We start from the raw sequence: 17,254 nt of genomic DNA on the forward strand, positions 1-17,254 counted from the left end.
AACATGAAACTACGGCTTATTGGTTTATTGTTGGGACTTGGCAGTAGTGTATTAGGCAATTCGGTATTTGCTGAGGAAGCCCCGGTCACCTTACAGACCCTCACTGACCATGTGTTTATCAATCATCCTGCACGTCAGGCAGAGGCCAGTATGGATGCATTGGCAGAAAGCCGATCCACACTGGCCGGGCAGCTGTTTGCCGAGCCATTAAGTTTATCGGTTAATCATTTTAATGATGTCATTGGCAGCAGTGATGGACTGCAGGAATGGGAAACCTCCGTTGAAATGCCTATCTGGCTGCCGGGCGAAAAGCGTCAGCAACAGAATCTGTCACGTCATCTGGCAGCAGAAGTACCGTATTATCAACAAAGGATCCGTCTGGATGCATCAGCACAAGTACGTGAACATGTATGGCAGGTAATGCTGTCAGCTGCCAAGGTCAGACATGCTGAAACCTTGCAGGAAAATGCCGGGAATTTATTGAAAAATGTTCAAAGCCGGGTCGAAGGCGGGGATTTGTCACGTTCGGAGGCTTTACTGGCACAAAGTCATCATCTGGAAATGCAGTCCCAGCTGGCTTCAGCCAAAATGGATTTGCAGCAAAGCTTGAATCAGTATCAATTTCTGACAGGCCAGCAGGTGTTACCTGATGTGATCGAAGAAACACTGCCCATGGTGCTGGAAATTGACAAAGATCACCCCTTGTTAGCGGAACTTGAACAGCAGATTGCCCGGCAACGCAGTGAAATGGCCAATGCGCGTTATGACAATGCCCGCCATCCCAGCGTATCGCTGGGCGTCAAACGTGAACGTGATGCTCATGCCGATCCATACAATAACAGTATTGGTGTGGGTGTGAGTTTTGCGCTGAATGACAGCCGATACCAACAGCCGGCAATTGCTCAGGCAAGTCGTCTGTTAGCTGATTTGCAAATAGCGCAACAGCAACAGAAACGACAGCTTGAAGCGGCGCTGCTTGCCGCGAAAGATAAATATAAAACCCTGCAACAACGCCAAATCCTGCTTAAAGAGCAGTATGAGGTCAGTCAACAATATGTTTCGATGCAACAACGCAGTTTTGATATGGGCGGTATTGATTTAACGACTTTTTTACGTAGTCAGGAAGTCGCGGATAAACATCGTCATCAGTTGTTGCAGCTGGAAATTGAGATTCAGCAACAAATTTCGATGATAAACCAGATAGCGGGACGGAATTTATAATGGTTTGCCGGATTATCTGGAAATAGCACTTTCAGCACGCATTCTGGCAGCTAAATCTTCCCATAAAGACAAGCGTGAGGCATCGCCGACACGTTGTCCCTCACCGCGTGACTTGGCCAGCCACAGACCCGTCCCATTAAAACTGTAAACCGGTATCAGATCCTGACGACGGTTTGCCGATTTTATTTCATTGATTAGATTATCCAGAACCAATGGAATAGCACGACGATTTTCAAAATAGGTCAGGACCATGTGAGCCTGGTTCAGGTTGGTGGCCTTAACGTATGTGATGCGTAGTTTATCTTCATCTACTCCCAGCTGTTTCAGCGTGAAGTACTTGGCAATCGAATAATCCTCACAATCACCGGCGCCAATCGACAGCATTTCTATCGGTGTGGCCCAATAGTCTTCCTGATTCCACAGCAAAATATCATCGACAAACAGGACATTACTGTTGAAAAAATCATTCACCACAGTGAGTTTTTCGTGATCTGTCAGATCCTTGCCTTCCAGCATCAATGCCTGCCATGCTTCTACCCGTTGTCTGGCATCACTGTCATATTCATTTTCAATCTTTTGCAACAACGCTTCCGAAATCAGTAATTCCGCTAACAGCGGTACCGAAAATGGCAGCAGCCATGCGAGGATGGCTGCTAAAACAATTGGCTTTAGCCTTTGTAACATTGATTAACGACTGATCCCGAATAAACCAGCCTGTTGCAGCCACAGGAAGTCTTCTTCATCTTGCACGCTTTCCGCTAATACTCGCACTTCAATTAAACGGGCAATTTCCTGAATAATATCCAGCAAATCGGGCTTACTGGTATTGCTACGGATCTCAGTGGTCAAATCACGCGCCAGTCGGATGTAATCAATATGCAGATCTTTAAGCAGATTCACTGGAATGACATCACTGCTATAACGTTTGAGCAAACTATGTGCACCCAATTGTCTGACAAAAATGCTGAAATTCGTAAACGTATCCAGATCCTTGGCCGCAGCATAAGCCGTTACGCTAAAGGCAAGCAGAGCCGGGGAAATGCCGGACTGAATAACCTCTTTGCCAAGCCATTGTTTGAAGTCAGCGGAAGCAATAGAAGCCAGGGATAAGTTGATGGTAACAGGGGCGGGTTCAGCTTCCTGCTGCATCAGTTTCAGCACTTTCTGCACAATATGTTTATCCAGTGTTTCCACCAGATCAAAGGCTTCAGCCATTGAGAATAACGTGCCGATTGGCAGCAGATCTCCATTTCCATCCCGCACTTCAGTAAAGGCTTCGCGCATCACCAGATGGGGTTTGGCGGTATCACTGTAGTTATAAGCCTGGTTGGTAAAAGTGATAACGGCTGAATCGGTTTTAATGACCTGTTCGATAGTCGCTTTCCAGCTCATCTCCGTCATCGAACTCAGAATGTTTTCCTTGATATAAAATGCATTGGCTTCGATCAAACGTGCCTGTTCATAGGCTTCCACCAAAGCAGGCATCAATCGTTCGAACTCACTGCTTCGTTCAAACGACACAATCCCCATATGCAGCAAATCACTCTGATCGTATTGCTGACCTAATTCGCTGGCAATCGATTGAATCTGCTCAGCAATCAGGGTGATATCATCGATATTGCTGTCAGTTGTTAACACAGCAAATTCGGAACCATACCAACGGTAACTGCGTGTATTCGTGAAAGGTAGCTGCCGTAACTGGCTGGCAAAAGCTTGCAGTAATTCATCTACGGCCTGTTTACCATGATTTTTCACCACCGCACTTAAATCATCAAATTTGATATAGATGACATGACCAAATTCACCAATTGATAATGACTGTTTGATATCTACATTAAAGGTTTGCTGATTTAACAGATTGGTCAGCGGATCACGGTTCAGGTTGTCATTGAGTTTATCCAGACGGGCATTCAAATGATGAATGGTCTTGCCGATTTTAGTCGACATGCTGTTCATGGATTTGGCCACAGAACGCACTTCTTTGGTCCAGGGCAAATCATCGATAACGGTAAATTTTCCGGCAGAGATGTCATCGGCTTGTTTGGTAATGTCTTTTAATGGGCGCAATGTCATTCTTAATACGATCAACAGCAATAAAATAGCGCCAAGCAGGATTAACAGGGAAAATTTAAGGGTAGATTTAAATTGCTCATACAGCTTGAGGTAGCCATAACCAGGATTACTGGTGACATGCAGGGTGCCGGCGATATTCCAGCCAGTACTGATTTCACTGACGGCCGTGACGGTTTCGATTGGCAGGAAGCGGATAAGCCAGTCAGGAACTCCCCGAACTTCATCCGGATTGGTCAGCCGAACCAGCTCATTATCATCGACATCCAATAAACGCATTTCCTTGTAATAGCCGGTATCAAAAATAGCGTTCATCATGGTTCGCAGAATCGGATCTGTCTCATCGGCCATATGCGGGCTGAGGGATAATCCCAAAGAGGTTGCTGTGTCCTGTACATGCACTTCCGATTCACCTTGCAGATAACTACGGATATTGTCCATGCTCATGACAAAATTTACTGAGAACACAATCAGAAAAATCAGTGTTAACAGAATAAGTAACTGTTTTGATAAAGACATAAGATACAACCTCAATTTGAAAGGTATCATCAGGCTGGAGTCAGCATGAGACAAGCGTTTTGCTGCTTCATCCAGTAATCGGGCTAACATTACCTGTGCATCAACGCTCAAGCAAGCTAAATACTGAGTTATTGGTCAAAATCGGGAAGGATTATGCTTTTGTTTTCAGCTTTGCATTGATACGATCCGTCAATACTCCTTGAAGGTTGTCTTCCCATGTTTCTTGTTTTGGCGCAAATGGCTGTTTTAATTGCCTGTGGCGCGCTTTGGCAGGCTCTGGCGCCCAAACATATCCCTGCGCTGGCGCATCGGCGTGCACTGACGGATCTGGTGTTTTATATCCTGTTACCGGCAATGGTGATTGATGTGATCTGGCAAGCGCCTTTAGATATCAATTCCATGAAAATTTCGCTGCTGGCCATGAGTGGTCTGCTGACAGCCGCTTTTTTTATCTGGCTGGTATTGAAATATACATCGGTAACCAATACGCAAAAGGGCGCATTAATACTGGCGGCTACATTTCCGAATGTCACTTACCTGGGGTTGCCGGTATTGGATCAGGTACTCGGCAGCTGGTCGAATGCCATTATTCTGCAATACGATTTATTTGCCTGTACACCGGTTCTGATGACGGTTGGAATGTTAATGGCGGGTTATTACGGCAGTCATGACCAGTCAACGCATCCATTAAAAAGTCTGATTAAAATCCCGCCTTTATGGGCAGTAACTATCGCTGTATTATTGAATTTACTGAATATTAACCGACCCGAATTTATTCATGCGGCATTGCAAACACTTTCTGGTGGTGTCGTTCCTTTAATGCTGATTGCATTAGGTATGAGCATTCGCTGGCAAAGTTTTCGGTTCAGTTTATTACCCTTGTTGTTACCCGTGGCCATTATTACCTTATTTATTGCGCCATCTGGTGTCTGGTTGCTCACGCAAATAGTCAATTTACCAGCCGACATTATGACCACGGTGATTTTATCCGCTGCGATGCCGACAATGGTGTTTGGCATAGTGATCTGTGAACGCTACGGTTTGGATACATCACTTTATGCGGCAGCCGTGACATTAACGACCGTGTTATGCATGGTGAGTTTACCGCTGTGGTTTTATTGGATTAACTGATCAGACCAGACAAAACCGGCCTGATCAATCGCCTGCTTGATTAGTTGCATGGCTTGTTCAACCTGATCGAGTTCGCCCCGCAGACTGAATTCAATATGTGGGGGATCACCCAGATGAGGCAGGCTTGAAAGCTTCAATTGCGGATAGTCATGTACGATTTGATTCATTACCGGTAATAAATCGGACTCGCGGCCGCGCTGCACAAAAATAGTCTGTTCAGCTGCGGGCCGCTGATTTTTTAAATGTGCATATCGGTTATCCAAAACCCATTCCACCATTGGCCAGGCCATTTCAGGAAAGCCAGGTGTAAAGTGATGGTTTGCATAAGAAAATCCCGGTATCTGATTAATTGTATTAGGAATTATCCGAGCCCCTTCTGGCAGATACCCCATCAAAATCCGATTGGGATAAGCGGATTCGCCAAAACGGGCTTCAATTTCTGCAATGGCATCTGGATGTGGAATTAAGGGTACATCAGCAATTTTGGCAACAGTCTGCCGGGTTCGATCATCCGGAGTAGCACCGATTCCACCAAAGCTGAACACCAGATCTTCGCTGCTCATGCTATAGCGTAATGCTCGCTCAAGCTGCTGTGGATCATCACCTACAATTAACGTCCAGCTGAGTTCCAGACCGCGCTTGGCGAGCATAATTTGTAGTTGATTAAAATGCTTGTCCTGACGTTTACCACTGAGGATTTCATCACCAATAATGACCGCACCAATATGCATGTTTACTCCGATTCCTGTCGATTACGCATAAAATCTGCGGTCTGGGCAAATGAACTCATCAATTGTTCAGCAAATAATGGATCGAGATCCATGGTTTTAAGCGCCTGCGCCATACAATACAACCACTGATCCCGCTCTTCGATACCAATCGAAAAAGGCAGATGCCTGGCTCTCAATCGGGGATGTCCATACTTTTCTATATATAAGGAAGGCCCACCCAGCCAACCGCTTAAAAACATAAAGAGTTTATCTTCACTGATTTGAATGTTTTGTGGATGTAAGCCACGGATTACCTCAGTTTGCGGCGTCTCGCACATGATTTTATAAAAAGTATGACAGAGTTTTCTGACGGCAGGTTCGCCGCCAATGCGATCATAAGGTGTTGCGATTTCGGCCATGCTGAATCCAAGCTCAAAACGTCACAGTTTACTCTGCATCAATGTACTCATAAAGGGTTATAAGGTTGCGGCATCAGGTTCAGACCGGGATAATGAGTCGTTTTCTTAGCACTAAATAAAGGAGCGATAGCTTATGAGTGAAAGAATTGTAATGCGAACAGGTGAAGCACTGATCGCGGATGGTCCGCCATTAACTGCCGCAGAACCGGAAGTTGTTATCGGTGAACTGGATGGACCAGTAGGAACCGCATTTGCCAACTTAATGGGTGATCAGGTCAAAGGTCATTCGCGCGTACTGGCGCTGATGAATACCGATGTTCAGGTTCGTCCTGCGACGATCATGGTCAGTAAAGTGACTGTTAAAAACACCGCCTATACCAATATCCTGATGGGTACAGTACAAGGCGCGATTGCTAATGGCGTTCTGGATGCCGTACGTAACGGTACAATTCCTAAAGAAAAAGCCAATGATTTAGGCATCATCGTTTCTGTCTGGTTAAACCCTGGTATCACCACGGTTGAAAACCTGGATCATGAAGCATTATTTGATGTACATCGTCGTGCGACTACTCGTGCTATCGAGAAAGCGATGAATCATGAACCAAGCATTGATTATCTGCTGGAAAACCAGGACAAACTGGTTCACAAGTACTATCAAAAAGAACTGGATGCGAAAAAATCATAAATGAATTTTTTTGCAAAAATTGTAGTCGTAGCTATGTAGGTTATTCACAGCCTCGACAAAATTTACGGTTTGTCTGCGAAAGCAGGCAGACCGTTTTTTTTTGCCATGTATAATGCTTCAATGTGAATAAATGCGGTCAGAGAGACAAATGGATTTATATTCCATCGATACATTAATGCATGAAACGCGACAACTGGCCGCACGCTATCGTCAGGCGACTGGCAGCACCTTGCCGGTTACTGGTGAAATAGCGCGTTTTGATGCCGCAAAATCTCTGGATCTGCAGCTGCTGGATAATTTGAATTCCAGTTATGACGCCGTTGGTAAAAGTGGCGCATTAACCGATCAAAAATTGGTGATTAAAGGTCGCGCCATTTTTGATACCAGTAAATCCACCCCACGAATCGGTCAATTAAACCCGGCTCAGGAATGGGATGGGGTGTTACTGGTATTGTTTGATGATGAATATCAGCCAATAGAAATATTTTATGCTTCCAAGCAGGTTATCCAGGAAGCACTGAATGATCGTGAGAGTAATCGTAAAAAACGCGGTGCCATGTCGATTGCTCAGTTCAAAATTATCGGTGAACGCGTCTGGACGGCTGAAAACGGTGCAGAACCTGAAATATGGGATAACCAAGCCAGGTGATGATATTTTTCGGCACGTTAACGGAGTTTTTCGGAAGTAGTTATGCAGGATGATTTACAACAGATTTTTGCTGAAGGCGGTATTCTTGCCAGGCAAATCAAAGGATATCATCCACGTCAGGCGCAACAGGAAATGGCGCAACGAATTGTTGATACCCTGGCATCCGCTACGGTATTAGTCGCCGAAGCCGGTACAGGCACCGGTAAAACCTTTGCCTATTTAGCACCGGCAATTTTATCCGGCCAAAAAGTGTTTATTTCCACCGGCACTAAAAATCTGCAAGATCAATTATTCAGACGCGACTTGCCCACTTTGCGTAAAGCCTTGGCTGTGCCATTTCAGGCCGCTATATTAAAAGGACGAGGCAACTATCTCTGCCATCATCGATTGACCTTAGCCGAACAAGATCCCTTATTACTGTCACAAAGTGACACGTTACGATCACTGCGTGAATGGTCAGAAAGTTCGAAAAATGGTGATTTAAGTGAGTCCGATTTACTGGAAACACAATCCAATCTATGGCCCAGAGTCACTTCCACAGTCGATAACTGTCTCGGGCAACAATGCCCTGAATATCAACAATGTTTTATTGTGGAAGCGCGTCGCCGGGCGCAGGAAGCTGACATTGTGGTAATTAATCATCACTTGTTAATGTCTGATTTTGCGTTGAAAAGTGCGGGGCAAGGCGAAGTATTACCCACCGCCGATGCATTTATTATTGATGAAGCACATCAATTACCCGCTATCGCCGGTCAGTTTCTCGGCAACCGTATAAGTAGTCATCAAATTGTTGAATTATGTCGTGATAGTGTGCAGGAAATGCAGGATCATGCTGCCGACAGTCAAACACTTGCTTTGCATGCCGAGAAACTGCAAGCCAAACTGCAAACATTACGGTTACATATTGGCAATATCGAACAACGTACACCCTGGTTAACGCAATTATTTAATGATGAAATTAAAAACAATTTCAATGAGTTAGTAGATTATCTTGAAGTATTTGAATCAGAGCTTGAACCCTTAGCTGTGCGCAGCCCCGGCCTGTCTCAATGCCATGTAAGAGCCACTGAATTATTGAATCTCATTCAGTTATTTGCCGAACAAAATGACGATAATCTGGTGTTATGGCTGGATAATCGGCCAACAGGATTTGTATTGCACGCCACACCATTTGAAATCAGCCAGCATTTTCAACAATGGCTGGAAGAAAAACCCGCGGCGTGGATATTCACCTCAGCGACTTTGACCGTTGCGGGTAAATTTAATCATTTCTGCCAGCACTTGGGTATTGAAAATGCAGAATATGCCAGCTGGGAAAGTCCTTTTGATTATGCCAGGCAAAGTCTTTTGTATTTGCCCAACATTCCGGTTGAACCTGCAGATCGTCGTTATAACCAATATGTAGCTGATATTGCCAAAGAAGTTATCTTGCACAGTCAGGGCCGTATATTTCTGTTATTCACCAGCTACCGGGCAATGCATGAAGTGGCTGAATTACTGTCCGATCTGGACTATCCATTAATGGTGCAGGGGAGTGGGGCAAAGGCCACCCTACTGGAAGAGTTCCGTCAGCATGGCAATGCGGTATTATTGGGCACCAATAGTTTCTGGGAAGGTGTTGATGTCAGAGGAGAAGCCTTATCCTGCGTATTAATTGATAAGATTCCGTTTGCTTCACCGGGCGATCCGGTGCTGGAAGCACGAATTAACAATCTAAAAGAGCGGGGCGGCAATCCATTTCGCAGTATCCAGATCCCCTCGGCTGTGATTCAGTTAAAGCAGGGAATAGGTCGTTTAATTCGTGATGAGCAAGATCATGGTGTGTTAATCCTGTGTGATCCGCGGTTGCTGAATAAACCTTATGGAAAAGTGTTTATGCGCAGTCTGCCCGCCATGCCAATCACACAGGACATTACACAAGTTGAAGATTTCTTTAGCAATCGACAACTTAAAAGTGTTAGCCAAATCAATAGCTAACAGACGAAACATCACATTAAATCTAAGGAATATTTCTTTAATAATGCCAATGGAATTATTTCTGTTGCACGTTGATGAGTACTGGCTAAAATCACTTTAGGTGCCATTTCATGCTGCTCAGCCTCAAGCCATCGCTGAGCACATAAACACCACCGATCACCCGGTTTTAATCCTGGAAAATCAAATTCCGGAACAGGGGTGCTTAAATCATTTCCCCTGAAACGGGAGAACTCAAGAAACGCCCGGGTCAGTTCAACACAAACTGTGTGCGAGCCAAAATCCTGATCGCTGGTATTACAGCATCCATCACGGAAAAAGCCCGTAACAGGATCGTGGTTACAGCTTTGTAATGGTTCACCCAGTACATTTAAAGAAGGGCTGATATCCAATTCCATGACTAATCGTATTTAATGTATTTGAAACGGGCATCATCAGGTGTGCCGACAAGTGCACCGCCTTCAATGAGTCCCGGTTGCCACATAATGACTTCTTCAATCTTGCTGGCCAATTCAAAATCCTTATCTGAAATGCCTTTGGCTGCATGATTGGTGAGTTTAACGATAACAAACGCATAGGAAACCGTGAGGTCAGGGTGGTGAAAAGCGGCTTCTGCCAAATGCCCCACGGTATTAACTACCATCAGCGTGGATTTCCAACCACTGGTTTTATATTTCCGACGAATCCAGCCATTCTCCAGATACCAATTAGGTAATTCGGCCTTGAGGCGAGCCTCAACTTCCTCATCAGTGTATGTTTTCTCGTTTTCAGTTTCTCTCCAGCTCATGATAATGACCTCGATTAATTATTAATAGTTAATGAACTGTCAGTGTAAACCAATATTAAGTTTCGCACTTGTTACAGAATTGTTTAGCGATGTGCAGAGCCTCATTAAAATCGAAGTGAGCATCTTTGGATTTCAGCTCTTCAAGATGAGTTTTAATTTCATCATCGCTAATGTGATCATAGTTAGAGACCTGTTCATAGGCATAGTGGGCGGCCAGTTTTTCACCGCTATCTAATTTGTATTCACCAAAGTATTTTATTTCCGGTGATTCTTCAGCAGTATTAATACCATCGACAATCTGCTCAATAGAATTCGCATCTTTTATAAAATCAACGGCCATGATTATTCTCCGGGTTAATAAATAGAGTTTTCATCGTAACGCTTTAAAAGCAAACGCTGCTTTTACATAGGTTAGGACGAACTCAAAAACTTCAAGTTCACGGCTGTATTTAGACAGTAGGGATGCTGCTGCAAATTCTAGTTACTAAGTGCTCACATTCATTATAGCCACTATTAATCGATACATAATTTAACATAATATACATTATACGAACTTATAGATCGCCAAGAAATTGACCAGAACTCACCCGAAAATCAGTTTGGACATGTATTCCTATAATGTGGTGTTATGACAAAAATGGAGGTTTTTCTAAGATGGTCCAGAATTTAAAATCTGAGGATTTTTACCATACAATCCCCACAAGATTTTAAATTCTGAATAATCAATAAATTCGTTAATCAATATACACAGCTTTTCTTACTTGTTTATTTTGGAATGTTTCGAAGAATGATTTTTTGAAGTTTAGTACTAAGACTGTCGTTTAGAAGTATCTAACCAACATCCGCCAATGCATTGCCATTTACATGTTCAATCAAACTAATCACTTTGGTTGCTGCGGCATCGTCAAACACACCCAATAAGCCTTGATCATGAATATGGGTAAATGGCGGTTCAAACAACATGGTTTTATCAATCACACCATTTTTAGTCAGGTAACTGATGATGTTGTTAATAAAGGTCATTTGGTCGGCTTTCAGATTACCGGCCTGAATAAACTCGGCAAAATGCGCCTGTGCAGCAGCGACATCCAGACCGACAATATTTCGAATAAACACGCCTAACGGTTTATCACCATAGTTATCAATATAATCCTGTTTGGTACCAACGGTTTTGCCATCAAACAGGATGCTTTCCAGTAGGTTGATTTCGGTTTCGGTAATAGCTTTATTGCTTTTCAGCTTTTGAATCACCAGATGATCACTGTGACTTCGTACATAGGACTCTACTCTGTCTTTATAGCTTTGCAGCGTGATATAAGTGCCGATTGGCTCATGGATGCTGACACCATCATGATCCAACGTATCTTCAAAAGAGGTTTCTACTACAGGTTGCTGATCTTTATCGAGATATTTCATCAAATCCCGTAAGGCAATACGCACATCCTCCAGACGATTCACATTGATGGATTGCCAGAACGGTTCGGTTTGTAATTCATTTAACAGTGTTTTTTGCAGGGCCACCGCGGGAATATTTTGCTTTTTTAACAAGGCATTAGCGGTACTGCTCAGTTTGTTAATAAACTGGCTTAAGCTATGCGAGCCGGTTAATAAAGCAATCTGAAAGTTCAGCACCAGGATATCGAAACGTCTGGCAAACTCATCATCATTTTTATCAGCCAGTACCAGATTGGCCAGTTCGGTGTTGATATCAAGCAAATCGCTTTTGGATAGATTCTGCCAGCGCTGCTGATCACTAAACTCAACCACATATCTGAGCTTGGCTTTGACCACAAAACGGTTTCTATCCAGCCCGGAAATCGCCTGATACAGTTCATTGATATAACTTTCGGCTAATGCCCCCTGCTCTTCAGTTCGCTCAGTGTTATCACGAATCAGCATGGCGACTTCCAGCTTTGCTTCAAACACTTGCTGAATCAGGCTTTTAACCAGTCTTCCCTGCACGCCATCCGGGTTGGCATCAAAAAACTCAAAGTTCTGACAATAATCAAAAATCACAAAATGCGTTTTATCCTGGCCCGGTCCAAACAAATCAGCACATAAACGGGTACCACGACCAATCATCTGCCAGAATTTAGTCGGTGATTTCACCGGTTTGAAAAACACCAGATTCACCACACGCGGCGCATCAACACCGGTATCCATCATATCGACGGACACGGCGATTTGTGGATCGTGTTCTTCATAAGGATCGACAAACGTTTCCAGCAGATCCTGGGCTTTCGATTCGTAGTTATCGATCACCCGTAAAAACTTGCCAGCGTACTCGGGATAATTTTTATTAAAGCGTTCTTCTATAAACAACGCATGGGCATGGCTTTTGGCAAAAATAATGGTTTTACCGAGTTTGTCACCGCCCTGCACTTTAATGCCGTAAGTCATTAAATAATCAAGCACTTTATCTACGGTGTCGGTATTGAATAACCATTTATTCAGCGCCGCACTTTCAATCTCATCCGGTGCTTCACCCTGGGTGGGATCACCAAACTTTTCCTCATACTGGGCTTTTTCATGCTCAGATAATTGATTGTAATGCACCCCTTCACGCATAAATTTCAGCGGTACCGATATCGCTTTGGGTGGCACCAAAAAGCCTTGTTCGACGGCTTTATCCAGTTCATAGGCAAAGGTCGGGTTGTTATCTTCAATGCCGAATAAACCATAGGTGTTGTGATCCACTTCGGCTTTGGGTGTGGCGGTCAGCCCAATCAGCAATGCATCAAAATAATCAAAAATGGCTTTATATTTTTGATACACCGAACGATGCGCTTCATCAATGATAATCAGATCAAAATGCCCAATACCGTAAAAACGGGTATCGGTGTTTCGCATGCCATCAATGCGGTTCATGATGGTCGGGTACGTTGAAAACACTAAACGGGTGCCGTTATCTTCTTTTTCTTTGGTTAAATCAATTGCCGATAAATGTGGCAGCAGCTCACTAAAGTTGTTTTTTGCCTGAGATACCAAGGCATTTCTATCGGCGAGAAACAACACACGCTTGGCCCAGTTACATTTGGTAAGCATATCGACAATCGCAGCGGCCGTGCGGGTTTTACCACTGCCCGTTGCCATCACTAATAAACTTTGCCGTGCCCTGCCCCGTAATTCGCCCTGACTGTTTTGGGTAACGGTATTTTCAGCCACCCGGGCCACGGCTTCTAATTGGTAGGCTCGTCCGGCAATGGCTTCGTTCACTTTAAAATCACGACAATCGGTTCGGGTGCTGCGTCGCTCTATTAATAACTGCAATTCATCTTTGCTGTAAAAGCCCTGAACGTCACGTTCCGGATAAAACTGATCATCCCAAATATAGGTTTCAAAGCCGCTACTGTAGAAAATAATCGGTCGCTGGCCTTTTAACTGCTGCAGGCAATCGGCATAAAGCTCCGCCTGATGTTTGCCTTTACGTGAATCGACCATGGTTTTTTTGGCTTCAATCACCGCCAGTGGCAAACCATCATCTCCCCACAGCACATAATCGATATAGCCCTTGCCAGAAGGATTAGTGCTTTTTGGCATACCGGTCACGGGATATTCAAGGTGATATCCCTCCTGCAGATCATCCCATCCGGCTTCTTTGAGGGATAAATCAATATAACGACGGCGGGTTTCGGCTTCAGAAACCAGCAAAGGCACAGCGGTTTCAATATTTATCGACTGTTCACGCGCCTGTTTGCGTTCGGCCAATACGCTTTTTTGGTGTTCGAGTTGCTGTTTTAATTGGGTGTTTTGTTCAGCCAGTTCACGTTGCAGGGTTTCAGCTTCGCGCTCAATGGCATTTTTGGCGGCCACATCGGCCACGGTATCAGCTAGTTGTTGTGCATTGGGCTGGGTGGCTGGGCCATGCGGGATTAAGGCTTCATCAAATACCTGCAATTCAGGTGTTTGTTTACCGTAATAAATCGCCAGATGACGCATAAAGCGATACAGGTATTTCAGTGACGCTAAAGCATCGTGCTGGCTGACTGATTTACCATGGGCAGCAATATTACCGGTTTTGCGAATCAGATTAAGTTCGTTAAATAAGGTGTTGTTAAATAACGATTTAAAGCTGTGTTCATGCAGCAAAGTACTCAAATCCGCACGCCATGGACGGCTTAAAGATCGATCGTGGTCATACAACCAGTTCACGGCATTTTCAAGGCTGGAACGGCAGAAAATCGCCGAGGCTTTAGGGGAGAGAAACGTCAGTTGTTCTGCTTCAACGGCATCGGCATAAAGTGCCGGAAAATCGTTTTGCAGAAACTGAAAATTACTCATCAATGCTTCCCTGCTATTGGACCATGACGCTATGCTGCCTTATCTGCCGTTAATTCGCCAGTAAAAGCGCGTTGTAACAGGCTGTTAAATAAAGCTTCGGACTTTTCTAGATTGGCTTGGGCTTGTTGTTTTTGTTGTTCGATTAAATTTATAGACACTTCAAATTGGTTCTGTAATTCGATTGGGGGTAATCCGATCTCAATATTTAAAATAATTTTTTTATTCAAATTCATCATCGTTACGCCTTGAGCATTACGCTCTAGATAACTTTTGCCACTATCGCTTGTTATCACGTGTAAAAGATAAGTAGAGTTCACGTTATTGTTTGGTCTGAGGTATAAACTTCCAGTACCACAGAAGAAACCCTCTTCTTTTCTAGTTATTAAAGCGCATCGTCCCATTTCACCTCTTCTCGCCATGATCAAATCACCTTTTTTTAGGTGGTAATTTGGCAAGCTGTCATATTTTTCCTTCAATATCGAAAATGAATTACTTGGTAAAACTTTAGATTCAACGATATGTACAGGATTTATTAATGGAACACCATTTTCAACATAGTCATGTTTATGCAACTGAGAACCAAAAGGTCCAATTTGCACTTTGTCTAATAACTGTCTGAAAGTTGCTTTGGGATAATGTTTGATATTTAAAAACACATCACCAAACATCTCCAAAAACAGGGATTGGCTCAAAGCGGTGTAATGCTCGACCAGTTGCTGGTCTTTTTGTCTGAGGCTATCTGCTGCATCCAAAATCGCGGCAATCTGCTTTTGCTCTGTCATTTGGGGAAGTGGGATTTCAACTTTGCTGAGTGTGGATTTGGAAATCTCTTTGAATGTTGCACCATTCCCCATATCTTTGAGCTGAGGAATGATATTTTTTATTGCATAAAATAAATATTCAACATACAGGTTTTTATTTGGTACTAAAGATTTAAAGCCTTGGTTAGTACAAGCTTCAATTGTTGTAATAGCAATGTGACCAATTGGTGCTCTTGAACTCAATAGTAATGTATTTTTAGGTAGCAGCGTTGTTGAACAGCTTTTTAGACCTAAAGCCGTTATTTTTTCAGGCGCTTCTGAAATGTATTTTGATTTAATTCGGCTTAAATCCTTCGGCGTAAACCAATCTATTTCACCATCCCAGAACTCGGCTTTATTTCTTGATGGCGTAGATCCACTAATAATTTCACAACAATCGCCAAGAGCAACTTTATTAAATTGGTTTGTCAGCACCGCTTTCACCCCAACAACTCCTTAAGCATAAGCAAAGCTTGGCTACGCTCTTTATCCAGTTGCTCTATCTCTGCAATGATTTTAGCCGGTGAGTCATATTCCATCTGTTCATATACCACTTCTTTATAGCGGTTAATGCTTAAATCCCAGTCGTTTTGTTTGATTTCATCGAAGGGCACCATAAAGCTTTGTTCGGTGCGTTTTCGGTCTGCTTCTTTATCACGGTTTTTGAAACGATTGATGATGTCGTCAATATCATTGTTTTTAATCGGGCTGCGTTTATCGTCGAGCGAATAACCATCGGCCTGCATATCGTAAAACCAGACATTGTCGGTGCCGCCGTTATTGGTTTTGGTAAAAATCACTACTGCTGTACTGACACCGGCATAAGGTTTAAAAACACCGCTGGGCATGGAAATAATAGCTTCAAGGCGTTGTTTTTCCACCAGGGTTTGTCGCAGTTGTTTATGGGCATTGGATGAACCAAATAACACACCATCAGGAATAATTACTGCACTGCGACCACCAACATTGAGCATGCGTAAAATCAGCGCGATAAACAGCAATTCGGTCTTTTTCGTTTTGACGGTTTTCAGCAAAGAGCTTTCGACACCGTCGTAATCCAAAGAACCTTTAAACGGTGGGTTAGCCAGAATCAGGCTGAATTGTTCACGACTACTGGCATTGCTTTCACCTAAGGCATCCAGACCAATCAGATTGGGTTTCTCAACGGCATGCAGTTGCAGGTTCATCGCTGCAATGCGCAGCATGGTGCTATCAAACTCAATACCAGTAAACATGTCGCTGTTAAAGTGTTCACGAAAGGAGTGATCATGCAGCCAATCAGGATGGTTTTCGTAAATATAATTGCCCGCAGCCACCAGAAATCCCGCCGTGCCACAAGCTGGATCGCAAATGGTGTCTTCGCGATTGGGCTGCATCATTTCTACCATCATTTTGATGATATGACGTGGGGTGCGGAATTGACCGTTGGTGCCGGCAGAAGCGATTTTGGAAAGCAGATATTCGTATAAATCGCCTTTGGTGTCGCGATCATCCATCTGGATTTTGTCGATCATCTGCACCACCTGATCCAGCAACTTCGGCGTCGGGATCATAAAGGTCGCGCCTTTCATATACCGCGCGAATACTCCGGCTTGGTTACCCACCTGTTTCATATGCTCGAAAACAGTCAGGTTGTCTGCATCTTCCTGAGGGTGAGTGAAGAGTTCAAACATCGCTTGTGGGTCGCCAAGTTCACGAAACTTGCTCCAACGAAATTTTTGGTGGTGCGGCTTATAGAATAGCTCGTTCACCTGCCCGCCTATAAAATTGGCTTTTCTGTTTTCCGATTGTTGAGTTTCATCCAACCGGCGTAAAAACAACAGATAGGTGAATTGTTCGATAACGGTCAGCGGATTACTGACGCCCCCTGTCCAGAATGTTTCCCATATTTTATCGACTTGGCTTTTCAGTTCACCGGTGACCATTTTATGACTTTTTATAATTGTAAAATTCAGGGGCCTGATTCTCCCCGATTGAACCCCGGCTGACAAGCTTGAGAACTTTCTTC

General features: G+C 43.9%; 15 protein-coding genes. 5 read left to right on the forward strand and 10 right to left on the reverse strand.

The annotated features are described in order from the left end of the window. Positions 1 to 3: 3 nt before the first annotated feature. A complete protein-coding gene (locus B2W60_RS09190; protein WP_292359504.1) occupies positions 4 to 1,221 on the forward strand; it encodes a TolC family protein in 1,218 nt (405 codons plus the stop codon). Positions 1,222 to 1,233: 12 nt separating this feature from the next. Here the strand turns inward: B2W60_RS09190 and B2W60_RS09195 are convergent, their stop codons facing one another. Beyond that, on the reverse strand, positions 1,234 to 1,905 hold the full coding sequence (locus B2W60_RS09195; protein ID WP_292359502.1) for a transglutaminase-like cysteine peptidase: 672 nt from the start codon (positions 1,903 to 1,905) through the stop codon (positions 1,234 to 1,236). Positions 1,906 to 1,908: 3 nt separating this feature from the next. After that, positions 1,909 to 3,810, reverse strand: coding sequence for a bifunctional diguanylate cyclase/phosphodiesterase (locus tag B2W60_RS09200; protein ID WP_292359500.1), 1,902 nt, complete (start codon positions 3,808 to 3,810; stop codon positions 1,909 to 1,911). Positions 3,811 to 4,026: 216 nt separating this feature from the next. On the opposite strand from B2W60_RS09200, the gene B2W60_RS09205 reads away from it, so the two are divergent. Continuing rightward, complete coding sequence (locus tag B2W60_RS09205) at positions 4,027 to 4,941, forward strand: AEC family transporter (RefSeq protein ID WP_292359498.1); 915 nt, start codon at positions 4,027 to 4,029, stop codon at positions 4,939 to 4,941. Here the strand turns inward: B2W60_RS09205 and B2W60_RS09210 are convergent. Continuing rightward, a complete protein-coding gene (locus tag B2W60_RS09210; protein WP_292359497.1) occupies positions 4,926 to 5,672 on the reverse strand; it encodes a competence/damage-inducible protein A in 747 nt (248 codons plus the stop codon). The two genes, B2W60_RS09205 and B2W60_RS09210, sit on opposite strands and share 16 nt — an antisense overlap. A gap of 2 nt (positions 5,673 to 5,674) precedes the next feature. Further along, positions 5,675 to 6,070, reverse strand: a complete 396-nt coding sequence (locus tag B2W60_RS09215; protein WP_292359495.1) for a group II truncated hemoglobin — start codon at positions 6,068 to 6,070, stop codon at positions 5,675 to 5,677. A gap of 133 nt (positions 6,071 to 6,203) precedes the next feature. Here B2W60_RS09215 and fae point away from each other — a divergent pair, with 133 nt between their 5' ends. The 3 genes from fae to B2W60_RS09230 all read left to right on the forward strand — a co-directional run bounded on the left by fae (position 6,204) and on the right by B2W60_RS09230 (position 9,381). Then, positions 6,204 to 6,755: a formaldehyde-activating enzyme gene (fae, locus tag B2W60_RS09220; RefSeq protein ID WP_226074375.1), complete on the forward strand. Its 552-nt coding sequence runs from the start codon at positions 6,204 to 6,206 to the stop codon at positions 6,753 to 6,755. Between the two features lie 148 nt (positions 6,756 to 6,903). Beyond that, positions 6,904 to 7,404 carry a hypothetical protein gene (locus B2W60_RS09225; protein WP_292359493.1) on the forward strand — a complete coding sequence of 167 codons (501 nt, stop codon included), beginning with the start codon at positions 6,904 to 6,906 and terminating at the stop codon, positions 7,402 to 7,404. A gap of 42 nt (positions 7,405 to 7,446) precedes the next feature. Continuing rightward, entirely contained in the window at positions 7,447 to 9,381 is a 1,935-nt protein-coding gene (locus tag B2W60_RS09230) for an ATP-dependent DNA helicase (protein WP_292359491.1), read from the forward strand. Between the two features lie 11 nt (positions 9,382 to 9,392). Here B2W60_RS09230 and B2W60_RS09235 read toward each other — a convergent pair whose 3' ends face one another. From B2W60_RS09235 to B2W60_RS09260, 6 genes are all read right to left on the reverse strand, one after another. Next, entirely contained in the window at positions 9,393 to 9,764 is a 372-nt protein-coding gene (locus B2W60_RS09235) for a DUF2237 family protein (RefSeq protein ID WP_292360224.1), read from the reverse strand. A gap of 14 nt (positions 9,765 to 9,778) precedes the next feature. Further along, positions 9,779 to 10,165 carry a 4a-hydroxytetrahydrobiopterin dehydratase gene (locus B2W60_RS09240; protein ID WP_292359490.1) on the reverse strand — a complete coding sequence of 129 codons (387 nt, stop codon included), beginning with the start codon at positions 10,163 to 10,165 and terminating at the stop codon, positions 9,779 to 9,781. 55 nt (positions 10,166 to 10,220) lie between these two features. Then, positions 10,221 to 10,505, reverse strand: a complete 285-nt coding sequence (locus B2W60_RS09245; RefSeq protein WP_292359488.1) for a hypothetical protein — start codon at positions 10,503 to 10,505, stop codon at positions 10,221 to 10,223. A 491-nt stretch (positions 10,506 to 10,996) separates the two neighbouring features. Continuing rightward, positions 10,997 to 14,446, reverse strand: coding sequence for a DEAD/DEAH box helicase family protein (locus tag B2W60_RS09250; protein WP_292359486.1), 3,450 nt, complete (start codon positions 14,444 to 14,446; stop codon positions 10,997 to 10,999). Between the two features lie 29 nt (positions 14,447 to 14,475). Beyond that, the gene (locus B2W60_RS09255) at positions 14,476 to 15,690 is read right to left on the reverse strand and encodes a restriction endonuclease subunit S (RefSeq protein WP_292359484.1); all 1,215 of its coding nucleotides are present in this window, start codon (positions 15,688 to 15,690) and stop codon (positions 14,476 to 14,478) included. Further along, positions 15,687 to 17,171, reverse strand: a complete 1,485-nt coding sequence (locus B2W60_RS09260) for a type I restriction-modification system subunit M (RefSeq protein WP_292359482.1) — start codon at positions 17,169 to 17,171, stop codon at positions 15,687 to 15,689. The genes B2W60_RS09255 and B2W60_RS09260 overlap by 4 nt, the downstream gene beginning before the upstream one ends. Positions 17,172 to 17,254 lie beyond the last annotated feature (83 nt).

The sequence above is a fragment of the Methylophaga sp. UBA2496 genome, from assembly GCF_002341635.1.
Lineage (GTDB): Bacteria > Pseudomonadota > Gammaproteobacteria > Nitrosococcales > Methylophagaceae > Methylophaga.

Excerpts from the sequence above, each read along its gene's own strand:
- B2W60_RS09190 (WP_292359504.1), top strand. The coding sequence starts at position 4 with ATGAAACTACGGCTTATTGGTTTATTGTTGGGACTTGGCAGTAGTGTA.
- B2W60_RS09195 (WP_292359502.1), bottom strand. The coding sequence starts at position 1,905 with ATGTTACAAAGGCTAAAGCCAATTGTTTTAGCAGCCATCCTCGCATGG.
- B2W60_RS09200 (WP_292359500.1), bottom strand. The coding sequence starts at position 3,810 with ATGTCTTTATCAAAACAGTTACTTATTCTGTTAACACTGATTTTTCTG.
- B2W60_RS09205 (WP_292359498.1), top strand. The coding sequence starts at position 4,027 with ATGTTTCTTGTTTTGGCGCAAATGGCTGTTTTAATTGCCTGTGGCGCG.
- B2W60_RS09210 (WP_292359497.1), bottom strand. The coding sequence starts at position 5,672 with ATGCATATTGGTGCGGTCATTATTGGTGATGAAATCCTCAGTGGTAAA.
- B2W60_RS09215 (WP_292359495.1), bottom strand. The coding sequence starts at position 6,070 with ATGGCCGAAATCGCAACACCTTATGATCGCATTGGCGGCGAACCTGCC.
- fae (WP_226074375.1), top strand. The coding sequence starts at position 6,204 with ATGAGTGAAAGAATTGTAATGCGAACAGGTGAAGCACTGATCGCGGAT.
- B2W60_RS09225 (WP_292359493.1), top strand. The coding sequence starts at position 6,904 with ATGGATTTATATTCCATCGATACATTAATGCATGAAACGCGACAACTG.
- B2W60_RS09230 (WP_292359491.1), top strand. The coding sequence starts at position 7,447 with ATGCAGGATGATTTACAACAGATTTTTGCTGAAGGCGGTATTCTTGCC.
- B2W60_RS09240 (WP_292359490.1), bottom strand. The coding sequence starts at position 10,165 with ATGAGCTGGAGAGAAACTGAAAACGAGAAAACATACACTGATGAGGAA.
- B2W60_RS09245 (WP_292359488.1), bottom strand. The coding sequence starts at position 10,505 with ATGGCCGTTGATTTTATAAAAGATGCGAATTCTATTGAGCAGATTGTC.
- B2W60_RS09250 (WP_292359486.1), bottom strand. The coding sequence starts at position 14,446 with ATGAGTAATTTTCAGTTTCTGCAAAACGATTTTCCGGCACTTTATGCC.
- B2W60_RS09260 (WP_292359482.1), bottom strand. The coding sequence starts at position 17,171 with ATGGTCACCGGTGAACTGAAAAGCCAAGTCGATAAAATATGGGAAACA.